At 63.5% G+C, this 15,169-nt stretch carries 12 protein-coding genes and 1 riboswitch; of the genes, 8 read left to right on the top strand and 4 right to left on the bottom strand.

From position 1 onward, the window contains the following. Positions 1-34: 34 nt before the first annotated feature. Together FZZ93_RS05480 and FZZ93_RS05475 are read right to left on the bottom strand one after the other, a co-directional pair. The gene (locus tag FZZ93_RS05480; RefSeq protein ID WP_149321329.1) at positions 35-1,417 is read right to left on the bottom strand and encodes an MFS transporter; all 1,383 of its coding nucleotides are present in this window, start codon (positions 1,415-1,417) and stop codon (positions 35-37) included. 158 nt (positions 1,418-1,575) lie between these two features. Continuing rightward, a complete protein-coding gene (locus FZZ93_RS05475) occupies positions 1,576-2,214 on the bottom strand; it encodes a class I SAM-dependent methyltransferase (RefSeq protein ID WP_149321328.1) in 639 nt (212 codons plus the stop codon). Between the two features lie 39 nt (positions 2,215-2,253). Between FZZ93_RS05475 and FZZ93_RS05470 the strand changes: the two genes are divergently transcribed. From FZZ93_RS05470 to thiC, 7 genes are all read left to right on the top strand, one after another. Next, complete coding sequence (locus FZZ93_RS05470) at positions 2,254-2,634, top strand: VOC family protein (protein ID WP_149321327.1); 381 nt, start codon at positions 2,254-2,256, stop codon at positions 2,632-2,634. Positions 2,635-2,722: 88 nt separating this feature from the next. After that, a complete protein-coding gene (locus FZZ93_RS05465; RefSeq protein WP_149321326.1) occupies positions 2,723-3,100 on the top strand; it encodes a DUF4870 family protein in 378 nt (125 codons plus the stop codon). Between the two features lie 3 nt (positions 3,101-3,103). Beyond that, on the top strand, positions 3,104-4,036 hold the full coding sequence (locus FZZ93_RS05460; protein ID WP_149321325.1) for a lysophospholipid acyltransferase family protein: 933 nt from the start codon (positions 3,104-3,106) through the stop codon (positions 4,034-4,036). Positions 4,037-4,230: 194 nt separating this feature from the next. Next, a complete protein-coding gene (locus FZZ93_RS05455) occupies positions 4,231-5,778 on the top strand; it encodes an OpgD/OpgG family glucan biosynthesis protein (protein ID WP_246146121.1) in 1,548 nt (515 codons plus the stop codon). Then, entirely contained in the window at positions 5,765-7,675 is a 1,911-nt protein-coding gene (gene mdoH / locus FZZ93_RS05450; protein ID WP_246146119.1) for a glucans biosynthesis glucosyltransferase MdoH, read from the top strand. Before FZZ93_RS05455 ends, mdoH begins: the two co-directional genes overlap by 14 nt. 44 nt (positions 7,676-7,719) lie before the next feature. Beyond that, positions 7,720-7,861, top strand: a riboswitch (TPP riboswitch). Between the two features lie 71 nt (positions 7,862-7,932). Then, positions 7,933-8,601, top strand: a complete 669-nt coding sequence (gene tenA, locus FZZ93_RS05445; protein ID WP_149321322.1) for a thiaminase II — start codon at positions 7,933-7,935, stop codon at positions 8,599-8,601. Positions 8,602-9,030: 429 nt separating this feature from the next. Beyond that, on the top strand, positions 9,031-10,920 hold the full coding sequence (thiC, locus tag FZZ93_RS05440; RefSeq protein WP_149321321.1) for a phosphomethylpyrimidine synthase ThiC: 1,890 nt from the start codon (positions 9,031-9,033) through the stop codon (positions 10,918-10,920). A 612-nt stretch (positions 10,921-11,532) separates the two neighbouring features. On the opposite strand, the gene FZZ93_RS05435 is transcribed toward thiC, so the two are convergent. Together FZZ93_RS05435 and FZZ93_RS05430 are read right to left on the bottom strand one after the other, a co-directional pair. After that, the gene (locus FZZ93_RS05435; protein WP_149321320.1) at positions 11,533-12,759 is read right to left on the bottom strand and encodes a glycosyltransferase family protein; all 1,227 of its coding nucleotides are present in this window, start codon (positions 12,757-12,759) and stop codon (positions 11,533-11,535) included. Next, positions 12,752-13,663: an HAD-IIB family hydrolase gene (locus tag FZZ93_RS05430; RefSeq protein WP_149321319.1), complete on the bottom strand. Its 912-nt coding sequence runs from the start codon at positions 13,661-13,663 to the stop codon at positions 12,752-12,754. The genes FZZ93_RS05435 and FZZ93_RS05430 overlap by 8 nt, the downstream gene beginning before the upstream one ends. A gap of 296 nt (positions 13,664-13,959) precedes the next feature. Here FZZ93_RS05430 and FZZ93_RS05425 point away from each other — a divergent pair, with 296 nt between their 5' ends. Continuing rightward, on the top strand, positions 13,960-15,099 hold the full coding sequence (locus FZZ93_RS05425) for an aminotransferase class V-fold PLP-dependent enzyme (RefSeq protein ID WP_149321318.1): 1,140 nt from the start codon (positions 13,960-13,962) through the stop codon (positions 15,097-15,099). Positions 15,100-15,169: the final 70 nt, after the last annotated feature.

Here is a 15,169-nt window from a genome sequence, read left to right as displayed (position 1 = left end):
GCTTATTTTCACAAGGCCTCATGAACCATTATGCCTAGGTCGCACCTTTCGGCCCGGCGCAGTCCTCATCATCCTCGTAATAGGCAATATGGGCCTCATCGGGCGGCGGCGGCCCCATCAGGGGCTCAGCCACTTCCACATCGGGCACGGCTCGGGAGAGGTCCTCCACATGCTCGTGCTCCAGCGCGCCTTGCACCCATTCGTCGGTCACCGCCAGCTCAGCCCCCACCGCACTGAGTGGCGTGGCAGGCGAGAAGGGAGCGACCGGCACCGGCGCCGGGCGTACACTGCGACGCCAGGCGAAGAATCCCACCAGTGCGACACCCAACACGCCCATACACCAAAACAGTCCTTCGTCCCCCACCACCGCCATGACCGGCGAGATGACCGATGGACTCAGGGTCGCCCCGATAGCGTTGATCAACAGCAGCCCCTGGCTCATGCGCACCAGGGCACCGGCGGGAGCGCGGTCGGCGGCGTGGCCGACCGCAACCGGATACAGCGAGAACACCCCGCCGCCGAGCAGGAACAGCAAGCCAGCCAGGCCCCAGCCACCCAGCGGTAGCCAGATAATGCCGGCGGAAATCAGAACACAGGCAGCCCCCATCAAGATCAGGACCATCTGCCGGTCGTGGCGATCCGACCAGCGGCCCACCGGGTACTGCAGCAACATGGCCCCAAGCACCATCACCGCCATCAACTGGCCGACCCGATCGATACCATGGCCAAGCCCCTGCAGATAAAGCGGCAACAAGGTGTAGACCGCCGCCACCGCCAATCCCGAGCCGAAGCTGCCCATCACGCCGGTGGGTGTCAGGGTAATCAGGCGCAACGGTGAAAGCGGCTCTGCTTTCTCCAGCAACGGCGTCACCCGGGGGATCATGGCCATGGGCAGCACCGAGAGCGCGGCCAGCATGCCGATTATCATGAACGGCGCGGTGTCTCCCAAGGACTGGGCGACACCGAGCATCAATTGCCCCACCACGCCGGCGGCATACATGGCGATCATGTAGAGCGCCAGCAGGCGCCCTCGAACCCTCGCCTCGCCGGCAGTCAACAGCCAGCTCTCGATGACCAGGAAGACTCCGACCGTGGCCCAGCCACCGATCAGGCGAAGCACGAACCAGGCCGCAGGGTCGGCAAACAGGCCTTGCAGGAGCACGGCCACGGCCACCAGAGAGGCGAAGCTGCCATAGGCGCGAATGTGGCCGATCGCCAACAGCAAGCGATCGTTGAACAGCGCGCCCAGGGCCAGGCCAATGAAATAGGCCGACGACACCCAGCCGATGACCTGGGGCGAATAACCGGCGGAATCCAGACGCAAGGTGGTCAGAGTAGCGAGAGACCCGTTACCGATGGCGAGGATGAACAATCCCAGCAACGGTGCCAGGGCCATGAGCAGCAGTTGCCGTGACATGCAAGGCTCTCGTGGCAATAAGAAGGAAAGCGCCACGGCTGGCGGCGTGGCGCGGTATCGAGCCGACTATACGCCGGCTTCACATACCGACCAAACGGTTTTCACCACCTTGCGCATTCCCTTTCTTGCAATAACGGCCTGTTATGGAAACCATCCGATTATCGCTTCTGCAACAGCACGACATCGTCGGCGGGGAAGGTCACGTCCAGGTCGAAACGACGCCCCAGCCATTGAAACGTCGACTCGGAGAAAAACGTCACATGAGTGGGATCACGGATATAGTGCCAATCGCCGAAGGCCTCACGCGGATGCACGCGCTTGGTCATCAGGCCCAGCCAGCCACCAGGCCTCAGACGGTCGAGCAGGCGCTCGATTTCCCTGCCCGGCGCGGCGAGGTGCTCGACGACCTCGGTAGCGGTGATGAAGTCATAATGTCGTTGCCATACTGACGCGTCCGGCGCATAGAAGGGATCGAAGATCGCCATCGAGTGCCCAGCCTCTTCAAACATCAGCGACAGGGTCGGCCCGGGCCCTGCGCCGAAATCGAGCCCGTGCGCACCAGGCGCCAACCGCGCCGCCAGCGGTGTGAACAAGCGCCCAAGGAAGCGGCGATAACCGGGGTCGCCGGGATGGTTCTCATGCTGATCATAGACAGCCTTCTCCTCGGCCGCGGGCAGGTGTTGCCATGCGGGCACGAAAACGAGCTCACAGTGTCTGCATGAGAGGTACTCACGTTCATTACCACGATGATAGAGCCCGATATCGGGCGATGCGCATAGCGGACACGTCTGCATCATCGTATTCTCTTGCTGGAAACATCGTTGAAGGAGACATGCATGCTGTCAGGTCTGGACCATCTGGTCATCACCGTGACCGATATTTCCCGTGCCGTGGATTTCTATAGTCGAGTCCTGGGGCTCGATGTGCGCTATCGCGACCGGGAGCGCGTTGACCTGATGCTCGGCGACATGGCACTGCGCCTGCACTGGACCGCCACCGACATAGAGCCCCGTGCCGCCACGCCGACACCGGGCAGCCTGGACCTGTGCCTGCGCAGCCAACTGCCCCTGGACGAGGTGCATCGCCACCTGCAGGCCCTGTCGGTGGACGTCGAGCTGGGCCCTGTCAAGCGTCAGGGCGCCACTGGTGAACTCGAGTCCCTCTATCTGCGCGACCCGGACGGCAATCTGCTGGAAATCAGCCGACCGCTGCGTTGACACCAAAACATGCCCGGTGGCATCGGCTGCGGTGCCAGGTATCATGATCCGGGCAACCATCACGCTCACTCACCTTCAAGGATGACCGATGAACGAGAACTCATCCCAAGACTCCATAGTCGTCGAGTCCAACCCCAAGCCCGATACGACCATTCCCATGGTCATCTACGCGCTGCATCTGGCAGGCATCGTCACCGGCGGGCTAACCTCCCTGGTCGGCGTGGTGATCGCCTACGTCTATCGCGGCAAAGGACCCGACTGGCTCGATGAGCACTATCGCTATCAGATCCGCACCTTCTGGATCGGACTGGTCTACTTCGTCGCATCCGGCCTGTTGACCTTCATCCTCATCGGCTTTGTCACCTGGCTGCTGGCCGTGATCTGGCTGGTCATCCGCTGCGTCAAGGGGTTCAAGGGCCTGCAGGAACAACGCAAGCCGGACAATGTGGATACCTGGCTGGTCTGATTCATGGCTACCCTCAAGTCGTCCATCGAACGCCTGCAAAGCCGGGCGATCGTCGCACTATGGCGCGTGCTCTCCGGCTGGCGTCCCGTTTCGCTCTGGCGGCTGGCCCGCTTGATCGGCCCATTGGTGCGACGGTTCAGCCAACGCGAACGCCAGGTCACCCAGATCAACCTGCGCCAAGCCTATCCCGAGCTTACCGAACCGGCACATTGGCGCCTCGTCCAGGACAGCTTGGTGCACTCCAGCGCCACCATGCTCGAACTCGGCTTCGCCTGGTTGGGCGATGCCCGCCGCGTTTCCGACGCGATCCAGGAAGTGCACGGCCGGGAACTACTCGACGACGCGCGCCGTCATGACCAGGGCGTCATCGTCCTGGCGCCGCACTTCGGCAACTGGGAAGTGCTCAACTTCTGGCTGTCGAGCCACTTTCCCTTCACGGCGATGTACGAGCCGCCCAAGCTGGCAGCACTCGATCCCATCATCCGCCGGGGGCGCGAGCGTCAAGGGGCCAGCCTGGTACCCACGAATCCTCGCGGAGTGGCCGCCTTGCTCAAGGCCCTGAAACGCACCGAGGCGATCGGCATTCTTCCGGACCAGGAGCCGGGTTGGGACAGCGGTGTCTTCGCGCCTTTCTTCGGCCGTCAGGCCTATACCGCCACACTGCTGCCCAAGCTGGTAGCACGTACCGAGGCCCGCGTGGTTACCGGCGTGGCCCGTCGTCTACCCGGACGCGGCTTCTCCATCCATTTCCTGGCTGCCGACGAGCGCGTCTACGACAGCGACGAACGAACCTCCGCCGCCGGTGTCAACGCCAGCGTCGAAACCGCTATCGCCCTGGACCCGGCCCAATATCAGTGGGAATACAAGCGTTATCGCAAGACCCCTGAGGAGGCCGAGCAACGCCCGGACTGGAAACACTTCCGCCTGTACCGCTGAACCGACAGACCAAGCAAGACGCCCGGCGACCCATCGACAAAAGTCGAATAATGGGACATTCTCGCACCAAGCATAGCGAGCAACACCCAACATAAAAGGCATCCACGACATTACAAGAAGTTCTAGGGTGACCTGAACCTCCTGGCCCGGCTTGCGCGGGGAAGTGCCGGCGGGACTATATGGAGACATGCGACATGACGTTGCTGACCCGACTCCTAGCCTTTGCGCTAGGGAGCGTGGTGGCCATGGACGCCGCCGGGGCCTCATCCAACGAGGCCCTCTACGACACCATCACCGAGCGGGCCGAACGCCTGGCCGGCGAGTCTTACGACGACGCCGCGCCAGAGATCCCTGCGGCCCTCACCGAGCTGGATTACGACCAGTACCGGCAGATACGTTTTCTCCCGGAGCATGCGATCTGGCGTGATCAGGGACTCTTCGAGGTCCAGTTGTTCCATCCGGGCTTTCTCTATGACCGGCCGATCGACCTCAACCTGGTAAACGCCGACGGTGAAGTACGCCACCTGCCCTTCGATACATCGCACTTCCGCTACGATGACGATGCCGCTGACCTGGCCGATCTCGAACTCGGCGACCTGGGCTATGCGGGCTTCCGCCTGCATTACCCGTTGAACAGCGGCGAGTATCGCGACGAATTCATGGTGTTTCTCGGCGCGTCATACTTCCGCATGATCGGTCGCGACCAGGGCTATGGCCTCTCCACCCGCGGTCTGGCCATCGACACGGCGGAGCCCCACGGCGAAGAATTCCCGGCCTTTCGCGAATTCTGGCTAGTCAAGCCCGAACCGGACGCCACACACATGACTCTCTTCGCCCTGCTCGACAGCCCTTCGCTGACCGGTGCCTATCGTTTCGACATCGCGCCGGGCAGCCAGACCGTGGTCGATACCGAGGCACGCCTCTTTGCCCGCGAGGATGTCACCAAGCTCGGTGTTGCCCCGCTCACCAGCATGTTCATGCACGGCGGCATCGCCAGCTACCCTGCCGACGACTACCGTCTGCGGGTTCACGACTCCAATGGCCTGGCCCTGCATACCGGTAGCGGCGAGCGTATCTGGCGCCCGCTGAGCAATCCCGAAAAGCTCCATCTTTCAGGCCTCCAGGACACCTCTCCCCAGGGATTCGGTCTGATTCAACGGCCTCGGCACTTCGACGGCTACCTCGACGCCGAGGCCCGGTACGAGAAGCGTCCCAGTGAATGGGTGACTCCGCTGGGCGATTGGGGCAAGGGACGCCTCGAACTGGTCGAAATTCCCTCCGATAGCGAGGCCAACGACAACATCACCGCCTACTGGGTCCCCGAGCAGCCGTTCGAGGCCGGGCAGTCACGTACCTTCCGCTACCGCCTGCGCACCTTCGGCGCCACGCCTCCCGACCAACAGCTCGCCCATGTCATCCGTACCCGGCAGGGCTGGGGGGCCATGCCAGGGCAGGACGACCCGCCACCCGCCAGCCAACGCCACTTCATCGTCGACTTCCAGGGCCCCAGCCTCGAGGATCTCCGTGCTGATCAGCCGGTGGAAATGCGGCTGACGACTTCCCACGGCGAAATAGTCGAGTCACGCGTCCAGCGCCTGCCCGACGACGATACCTGGCGCGCCAATTTCCGGCTTGCCCCGGAAGACGGCACACCGTCCGACATGCGCCTGGCCCTGACGCTCCACGGCGAACCGCTGACCGAAACCTGGAATTATGTCTGGTACCCCGATGAGCGCCGCTGACCCCCGAGCCAGCGTGGCCCCTATTCCCTTCCGGCGCACCCGCCGCCTGGTCTTTGCCCTGCTGGTCGCCGCCACGACCGGCCTGGGCCTGGGGACCATGTTCCGTATCCTCCATGTCGGCGGCCTCACCCCGCTCGAGCTCGCCATCCTGGTGCTGTTCACCGTGACCTTCGGCTGGATCGTCATCGCCTTCTGGAGCGGGATCATCGGCTTCGTGCTGTCCCTGACCGGCCGCGATCCGCTGAGCCTGGCCAAGGCGTCGCCCCCCAGCCCCCCCGACGATGCCCGCTCACGCACCGCTCTGGTCATGCCGATCCACAATGAGGATGTCGAACGGGTGGCCGCGGGGCTCGAAGCCACCTGTCGAGACCTGCCGCCGATCACCGAAGCACGACGCATCGAGGCCTTCGTACTCAGCGACAGCACTGACGCCGACATCGTCGCCCGGGAACGCGCCACCATGGCCGCGCTGCAGCATCGACTTGCCGACCACTGCCAGATCCACTACCGGCACCGTGACAGCAATGCCGGCCGCAAGGCTGGCAACCTGGGTGACTTCTGCCAGCGCTGGGGGCAGCACTATGACTTCATGCTGGTGCTCGACGCCGACAGCCTGATGAGCGGCGACACCGTGCACCAACTGATCGCGGAGATGGAAGCCAACCCGCGCCTTGGCCTGCTGCAGACGGTGCCGATCCCGGTCCGTCAGGACAGTCTGTTCGGCCGCGCCAATCAGTTCGCCGCCGCCGTCTATTCGCCCATGCTGGCCACCGGGCTGAGCTTCTGGCAGTCCGATGCCGCCAACTACTTCGGGCACAACGCCATCATGCGCGTCGACGCTTTCACTCAGCATTGCGGACTCCCCGAACTGCCCGGACGCCCGCCACTCGGCGGCGACATTCTCAGCCACGATTTCGTCGAGGCGGCCCTGTTGCGACGCGCTGGCTGGGAGGTGCGCATGCGCACCGATCTCGGCGGCAGCTTCGAGGAGATGCCGAGCCATATCCTCGACTACGCCAAGCGCGATCGCCGCTGGGTCCAGGGCAACCTGCAGCACCTTCGCCTATTGGGTGGCAGCGGCCTGCACATGCTCAGCCGTGTGCACTTCCTGTGCGGCGCCCTGGCCTACCTGTCATCGCTGATCTGGCTGGCGATCCTGTTGGTCAGCACCATCGATGCCCTGATGCGCGCCCTCATCGAGCCCAACTTCTTCACCTCCAATGCCCAGCTCTTTCCCAACTGGCCCATCGCCCCACCCAACCTGATCATGCCACTGCTCGGCGGCACTCTGGCGATGCTGCTGATGCCCAAGGTATTGGGCGTCTGCCTGGCGCTGCGCCGGCATCCGGGCCTGTACGGCGGCCGGGCCAGGCTGGTGGCGAGTGCTCTGCTGGAAGCGCTGTTCGCAATGTTGATCGCCCCGCTGATGATGGTCTTTCACAGCCGCTTCGTGATCGAAGTGTTGAGCGGGCGCACGGTCGCCTGGAATCCACAATCCCGCGAGGGGCGCGCCCTGCCCTGGCGCGAAGCGCTGCGCCATACCTGGCCGGGCACGCTAGCGGGCACCTTCTGGGCATGGATCACCTGGTGGTACACCCCAACCTTCTTCTGGTGGCTGACGCCCGTCTGGCTGGGGCTTATGCTGGCCGCCCCCCTGGTTCGCCTGAGCAGCAGCCTTACCATCGGCCGGCGCCTACGGCAACGCGGTCTGCTGCTGGTGCCCAGCGAGACGACCCCGCCCGCCGTATTGAAAGGGCTGACGCTTCCCGCCACCGTCGACGGCAATGCCGAACCGGCTCCGCCACCCAAGGAGCGCCCCTGCGACATGCCGCTTCAATCCTTCTCGCGGGATTGGGCACACAACCCGCCCACTCAGGAACAAGGCATCGGCAAATGACGAGGGGGACTGTTCATTGCCGAACAAGCTGCTAGACTGAGGCCACTCGCTTGACGGGGTGCCGGTTGAGCCGGCTGAGATGACGCGCGTTCGCGACGAACACAGCGTTGATCCCGTGGAACCTGATCCGGGTAGGTGCGCCAGCGCGCACGTGAACCGGCGTAGGGAATCAGGCGGTGGACTCGAGCTCTTCTCCCGGCAGTCCTCCCTCCTCGTTTCGCTTCGCCCGCCTTCCGGATCCCGACACCGGAGACATGATGGGTTATCATTTCAGCGACCTGACCGACGCCTGCCAGAACGACTGGCGCGCCTATATCGAGCACGACTTCGTCCGCTCCCTCGGTGATGGCAGCCTCGACCCGGCGGCTTTTCGCCACTACCTGCAGCAGGACTACCTGTTCCTGATCCACTTCTCCCGGGCCTATGCCCTGGCGGCCTACAAGAGCCACGACCTGGCCGAGTTGCGCCATGCCTTCGAGGGGCTCAAGACCATTCTCGACGTGGAACTCGGCCTGCACGTGGGGTTCTGCCGCGAATGGGGCATTTCCGAGGATGACCTGGCCAAGCTGCCCGAAGCCCGAGCCACCCTCGCCTATACCCGTTACGTACTGGACACCGGCAGTCGCGGCGATCTACTCGACCTTCACGTGGCGCTCGCGCCCTGCCTGGTGGGTTACGGCGAGATCGCCAACTGGCTGAACACGCGCCGGGAAACCGTGCGGGGCGACAACAACCCGTTCGACGCCTGGATCGCCATGTACGAAAGTGACGATTTCCAGGGGGCCATGCAGGATGAAGTTGCATGGCTGGACGCTCGTTTGGCAGAGGTCACGCCCGAGCGCTTCGCACGCCTGACGAGCATCTTCCGCGACGCCACCCGGCTGGAAATCGACTTCTGGCAGATGGGGCTGGACCGCGCGGACTAGCCCACTGCCTTGATATCCATCGCCGGCTGCGCGGACGCAAGGAGCTCCAGGCAGAAACTTCCCGGCACTGAACCCGCCCGCCAGCAACGGCGGGCACCACCACGCTTGACGGGGTGCCGTTGACGACGGCTGAGATCATGCGGAAACAGCATGGATCCCGTTGAACCTGAGAGGGTGTTTACAAACTACTGCGCTCGGCCATGCCGCGTTGAGATCAGCCTCAAAATGCTCATTTACCTCATCGTAAACTCCGCGTTTTCGGCTGATTTCGCCTTGCCTGGCCATCGCTCGTGGCATTTGTAAATACCCTCTGCACTGGCTAGGACCAGCGTAGGGATCAAGCGACACGCCGCCGGGCCATCCCGCCCGGTAGCCCCTGTCCCCCAGCGGTCCTCCCTGACAAATCATCCAAGCCAAGGGAGCACGACCATGAGCAAGACCACCCACTTCCTCAACGAAACCGCCCGCGTCGACGAGGCCGCCGTCCAGGCCCTGCCGGGCTCGCGCAAGATCCATGTCGAGGGCTCGCGGCCCGACATCCGCGTCCCCTTCCGCGAGATCAGCCTCTCGCCGACCAGCACCTCCGGGGCCAACGAAGACAACCCGCCGCTGCTGGTCTACGACACTTCCGGCCCCTACACCAACCCCGAGGCCAGCATCGACCTGCGTCGCGGGCTGCCCGAACTGCGCCGCGCCTGGATCGAGGAGCGCGATGATACCGAGTTCCTCGACGGCCCCACCTCCGAGTACGGCCAGCGCCGCGCCAACGACCCCATACTCGCCCCACTGCGCTTCGACCTGACCCGCACACCCCGCCGCGCCAAGGCCGGAAAGAACGTCACCCAGTTGCACTATGCTCGCCAGGGCATCATCACGCCCGAGATGGAATTCATCGCCATTCGGGAAAACCAAAGGCGTCAAGTATTGGGCACGGAGGAGGTGGAACGTATCCTCGGCCACCAGCACCCCGGCGAGAACTTCGGCGCCCATCTACCCGAGGAGATCTCCCCGGAGTTCGTGCGTGCCGAAGTGGCCGCCGGTCGCGCCATCATTCCCAACAACATCAACCACCCAGAATCCGAGCCGATGATCATCGGTCGCAACTTCCTGGTGAAGATCAACGGCAACCTGGGCAACTCGGCCGTCACCTCCTCCATCGAGGAAGAAGTCGACAAGATGACCTGGGGCATCCGCTGGGGTGCGGATACCATCATGGACCTCTCCACCGGGCAGAACATCCATGAGACCCGCGAGTGGATCATCCGCAACGCCCCGGTACCGATCGGTACCGTGCCCATTTACCAGGCACTCGAGAAGGTCAAGGGCGTAGCCGAGGACCTCACCTGGGAAGTGTTCCGCGACACCCTGATAGAACAGGCCGAACAGGGCGTGGACTACTTCACCATTCATGCCGGCGTGCTGCTGCGCTACGTGCCGCTGACCGCCAAGCGCACCACCGGCATCGTCTCGCGCGGTGGCTCGATCATGGCCAAGTGGTGCCTCTACCACCATCAGGAGAGCTTCCTCTACACGCACTTCGAGGAAATCTGCGAGATCTGCAAACAGTACGACGTGGCCTTCTCGCTGGGCGACGGCCTGCGCCCCGGCTCGGTGGCCGACGCCAACGACGAGGCACAGTTCGCCGAGCTCGAGACCCTCGGCGAGCTGACCCGCATCGCCTGGGAGCACGATGTGCAGGTGATGATCGAAGGCCCCGGTCACGTGCCCATGCACCTGATCAAGGAGAACATGGACAAGCAACTCCGCGAGTGCGACGAGGCGCCCTTCTACACGCTGGGGCCGCTGGTCACCGACATTGCCCCCGGCTACGACCACATCACCTCCGGGATTGGCGCGGCGATGATCGGCTGGTATGGCTGCGCCATGCTCTGCTACGTGACGCCCAAGGAGCACCTGGGCCTGCCCAACAAGGATGACGTCAAGACTGGCATCATCACCTACAAGATCGCCGCCCACTCGGCGGATCTTGCCAAGGGCCACCCGGCTGCCCAGCGCCGCGACAACGCCCTATCGAAGGCACGCTTCGAATTCCGCTGGGAAGACCAGTTCAACCTCGGCCTGGATCCGGACACCGCCCGGGAATACCACGACGAAACCCTGCCCAAGGACTCGGCCAAGGTGGCCCACTTCTGCTCCATGTGCGGCCCCAAGTTCTGCTCGATGAAGATCAGCCAGGAAGTCCGCGACTACGCCCGTGACAAGGGGCTGGACGGCGACCAGGAGGCGGTCATGAAAGGCATGGAGGAACAGGCGGAGAAATTCCGCGAACAGGGTGCCGAGCTCTACAAGGAAGTCTGATCTCGCATCGGGGCCGGGGCATCCGCGAGCCTCGGTCATCGCCACCCTCGCCTGGCAGGCTCCCTGCATGCTCAGGAAAGGCTCACTGACACGAGGGTGGCAGCCATGATGTCCTCTTCATGTTCCACGCCCATCGACGAGACCACTTTCCGCCGTCGAGCGCACCGGCACCCGAGCATGCTCTATGGCCCTCGAGCCGACGAGGTGCTGCGTCGACTGCTGACGCTACTGGCCTACCAGGCGCCCCCTCCACGCCGACCCAAGAGGTCTTCGCGGCCCTGCCCCGACGACTCGACACGAGACGCACCGAGCCCTGCTTCCATTCCGACGTTGCCCAGACCATGCTGGTCACGCCTCCCGACCTGCTCGCCTTGCAACGAGGCCCGCTTGATGGCGACCGTACCTTGATCGCCGTTCACAACGTCACCGACCGCCCGCAACCTCTGAGTCTCTCTAAACTAGCAGAGGCCCCCTGAACTGGCAGAGGACCACCGGCACGATCTGGTCGCTGACGCTATCTGAATGCCGGAAGAAACGCTCGCCCCCTACCACAGTCTATGGCGGGTAAAGCAACCCTAGGCCGCCAACCAACCGAGGCTGAAGCAAAGGGGCTTACAGCACCCCAGCCGGCTCATTATCCGTCTCCACGGCTTCGCATAGCCGCTCGGGAAGGTCGGGGATCGCTGCCCGAACCCGGTTCCAACTGGGAATGAAGGGGCGCTCGCCAGGGTTATCGAGGAAGGCCGAGCCTGCTTCAAGCAGGTTCCTGGCGAACAGCTCCACAGCCTGTTCCTCAGTGTGACGATCCAGGGTCAGGCCATTCATGATCGCATCGTGATCGTAGGCCTCGATCAGGTCCAGTGCCATTCGATAGTAGGTCGCCTTGAGGGTACGAAAGCCCTCGGCGCTGAACGTCACGCCCTGGGTGGCCAGCTTGCGGTACAGCGCCTTGGCGATATCCAGGCTCATGCGATTCAATCCCGCCGTGGCGTCTGCCTCGGAAACCGGTTGATGCTTGTGGTCATAGGCATCGGCCAGGTCGACCTGGCACAGCCGATTGGTGGAATGATTGCGCTGAACCTCGGAGAGCACCCCGATCTCCAGCCCCCAGTCAGCGGGAATCCGGATGCCCTCCAGCACATCGCTGCGCATGGCGAATTCACCGGACAAGGGATAACGGAAACTGTCCAGATAGTCGAGATAGGGCAAAGGGCCGGCCATGATCTTGAGGGCGCGCAACAGTGGCGTAACCATCAGCCGCGATACCCGACCATTGAGCTTGCCATCGGCGATGCGCGGGTAGTAGCCCTTGCAAAACTCATAGTTGAAGTGCGGATGAACTACCGGGTAGAACAGCCTAGCCAGCATGCCCCGATCATAAGTCAGGATGTCACAGTCGTGCAGTGCTACCACTTCGCTCCGAGCGGAGGCCTGCACATAACCGGCGCAATACCAGACATTGCGTCCCTTGCCCGGCTCCTGGGGTGCCAGGCCACGCGCCTCCAGCTCCTCATCCAGTGCACGCAGACGCGGCCCATCGTTCCAGAGAATGCGATGACGCTGCGGCAACCGCGAGAAGAAGCGACGCGCATGCTGAAACTGGTCATGACTCGCCCGATCAAGCCCGATCACCACTTCATCCAGATAGGGAGCCCCGGCGATTTCCTCGATGATGCGCTCGAGGGCCGGCCCTTCCAACTCGCTGTACAGCGAAGGCAGGATCAAGCTCATGGGACGCCGCCGGGCGAATCGCACGAGATCGGCCTCAAGCGACTCCACGGGCCGACGGGTCAGATTATGGAAGTCGGTGATGATGCCATTCTGGTGGAAATCACTCATGGGCACGGCCTCCTTGCTCATCCGGCGTCGCGACCGAAGGCATGGACTCCAGCGGCTCGGCCCCCGCCTGACCCCACCAATATTCGACGCCTTCAGCCCAGCCCCGAGGGCCGAAGGCCCGAGTGCGATATAGCATCGTCTGAGCGGGCGAAACCTTGAGCCCATGCCGAGCGGCGATCACTACCGCCCGATCCGCCACTTCGAGCATGCTGACATCATTGGGCCCGTCACCGAGGGCCAGCGTCGTGGGACGCACACCGCGTACCGCTGCAAAACGCGCGATCAACCAGGCAACCGCATCGCCTTTGTCGGCATTGCCGGTCACGTGCCAGAAACGCCCGCCTTGTACAGTGCGCAGCCCATCACCGGCCAACCCTTCACGAAACGCCGCCAGACGCGCGTCACTGTCCTCCCATATCAAGGGTTCACTGCCCTCGCGCATGCGTGCCAGGCGGGCGTCATGCTCGGCCAACCCCGTGATCTCGGCCAAACGCTCCAATGACATCTCGCTCATCGGCGTGAACCGAACCCCGAGCCGCTCGCGCCAGACCGCCAGCCGCTGGCGGATGAAGCCGATATCAATGCCCAGGGTATGCACCACCAGGCCGTCGGCATCCGCCGGACGCGCACTGCGAGCATGCCGCCAGGCCTGCGGCAGACCGACCACCGCACCGTTTTCGGCAACGAAGGGCGTCCACTCCAATCCCAGTTCACGGCGTAACGTCAACAACTCGCTGCGCGTCTTGCTGGTCACCGGAATCACCGGGACACCAAGTGCACTCAGCCGCTCCAGCCACATTGCGGCCGGCGACCAGTCGTAGCTGTCGTGGTCCAGTAAAGAGCTATCCATGTCACTGAACAGCAACCGTGGAGCATCGGGAGCAAAAGGCGAGATGGAGGACATGACGGCACCTGACTCGTTGCGTATACGTGAACATTGCCTTGCAGGGTGCGTGCCAGCTTTCAATAAAGAACGCTCCCGCACCAGCGTCTTGCATGTCTCGTCAGCGCGCGCTCCAGCAAGGTGCATTGGCGGCGGGAGAACCGGGCCCCTGCATCAGATCGGGGCATCCAGCGGCAAAGGGATTCTCCATCACTGCCCGGGTGCAACGGGCTCGATACAGGATAGACTGGTCTGCGACACGGAATGCGCATATCCTCGGGAATACGCTTGAAGCTCCACCTACGACGGAGAAAGAAATGGCCGGCTTGCTACCCGATGTCGACCCCGATGGACTGCTCGAATATTCGGTGGTCTACACTGATCGCGCCTTGAACCACATGTCGCAGAACTTCCAGGAAGTGATGTGCGATATCTCCACCACTCTGAAGCGTGTCTACCGCGCTCATTCGGCGGTCATCGTACCCGGCAGCGGCACCTTCGGCATGGAGGCGGTGGCCCGCCAGTTCGGTACCGACCGGCGCTGTCTGGTGATTCGCAATGGCTGGTTCAGCTACCGCTGGAGCCAGATCCTGGACATGGGTCGCATTCCCTCCGAGCTCAACGTACGCAAGGCGCGTCAACTGGACGACGAGGACCCGACCTCCCCCTTCGCACCGCCCGATGTCGAGGAAGTGATCGAGGCTATCCACGATCAGAAGCCCGACCTGGTCTTCGCACCCCATGTCGAGACCGCCTCGGGCATGATGCTTCCCGACGAGTACATGCGACGCATCGCCAAGGCGATCCATGAGGAAAATGGCCTGTTCGTGCTGGATTGCATCGCTTCCGGCACCGCCTGGGTCGACATGCTGGACATCGGCGTCGACGTGCTGATCAGCGCGCCGCAGAAAGGCTGGAGCGCTGCGCCCTGCTGCGGCATGGTCATGCTCTCTCGCCTGGCTCGCGAGATCATCGATGAAACGACCAGCACGAGCTTCGCCTGCGACCTGCGCAAGTGGCTGTCGATCATGGAGACCTATGAGGCAGGCGGTCATGCCTACCACGCCACCCTACCGACCGACGGGCTGCGTCAGTTGCGCGACGTCATGGCCGAGACCGAAACCTATGGCCTCGACAAGGTCCGCGACGAGCAGTTCGAGCTCGGGCACCGCGTGCGCGAGATGCTTGCCGAGCACGGCTACAAGAGCGTCGCCGCACCGGGCTACGAGGCGCCGGGCGTGGTGGTAAGTTACACCGACGACGGAGACATCGCCGCCAAGTTCGCCAGGGCGGGCGTTCAGGTTGCCGCTGGCGTGCCCTTGATGTGCGACGAAGGCGAAAACTTCCGGAGCTTTCGCATCGGGCTGTTCGGGCTCGACAAACTGCACAATGTCGAGCGCAGCGTCGAGCAGTTGGAGCGAGCCTTGAAGGATGTCGAGCAGCAACCGGGCGACTGATGAACGCACCGTTTCGATGACCGATGAGTTCAACGTGAAGGGGCGGCCCAATGGGCCGCCCCTTCACCTT

It is taken from the genome of Halomonas eurihalina (assembly GCF_008274785.1).
In the GTDB taxonomy this organism is placed as follows: Bacteria; Pseudomonadota; Gammaproteobacteria; order Pseudomonadales; family Halomonadaceae; genus Halomonas; species Halomonas eurihalina.
This window is presented reverse-complemented; position numbering and strand designations above follow the sequence as displayed.

Coding starts and splice junctions, on each gene's coding strand:
- FZZ93_RS05480 (WP_149321329.1), bottom strand. CDS start 1,417: ATGTCACGGCAACTGCTGCTCATGGCCCTGGCACCGTTGCTGGGATTG.
- FZZ93_RS05455 (WP_246146121.1), top strand. CDS start 4,231: ATGACGTTGCTGACCCGACTCCTAGCCTTTGCGCTAGGGAGCGTGGTG.
- FZZ93_RS05470 (WP_149321327.1), top strand. CDS start 2,254: ATGCTGTCAGGTCTGGACCATCTGGTCATCACCGTGACCGATATTTCC.
- FZZ93_RS05430 (WP_149321319.1), bottom strand. CDS start 13,663: ATGTCCTCCATCTCGCCTTTTGCTCCCGATGCTCCACGGTTGCTGTTC.
- thiC (WP_149321321.1), top strand. CDS start 9,031: ATGAGCAAGACCACCCACTTCCTCAACGAAACCGCCCGCGTCGACGAG.
- FZZ93_RS05475 (WP_149321328.1), bottom strand. CDS start 2,214: ATGATGCAGACGTGTCCGCTATGCGCATCGCCCGATATCGGGCTCTAT.
- mdoH (WP_246146119.1), top strand. CDS start 5,765: ATGAGCGCCGCTGACCCCCGAGCCAGCGTGGCCCCTATTCCCTTCCGG.
- FZZ93_RS05435 (WP_149321320.1), bottom strand. CDS start 12,759: ATGAGTGATTTCCACCAGAATGGCATCATCACCGACTTCCATAATCTG.
- FZZ93_RS05465 (WP_149321326.1), top strand. CDS start 2,723: ATGAACGAGAACTCATCCCAAGACTCCATAGTCGTCGAGTCCAACCCC.
- FZZ93_RS05425 (WP_149321318.1), top strand. CDS start 13,960: ATGGCCGGCTTGCTACCCGATGTCGACCCCGATGGACTGCTCGAATAT.
- tenA (WP_149321322.1), top strand. CDS start 7,933: ATGGGTTATCATTTCAGCGACCTGACCGACGCCTGCCAGAACGACTGG.
- FZZ93_RS05460 (WP_149321325.1), top strand. CDS start 3,104: ATGGCTACCCTCAAGTCGTCCATCGAACGCCTGCAAAGCCGGGCGATC.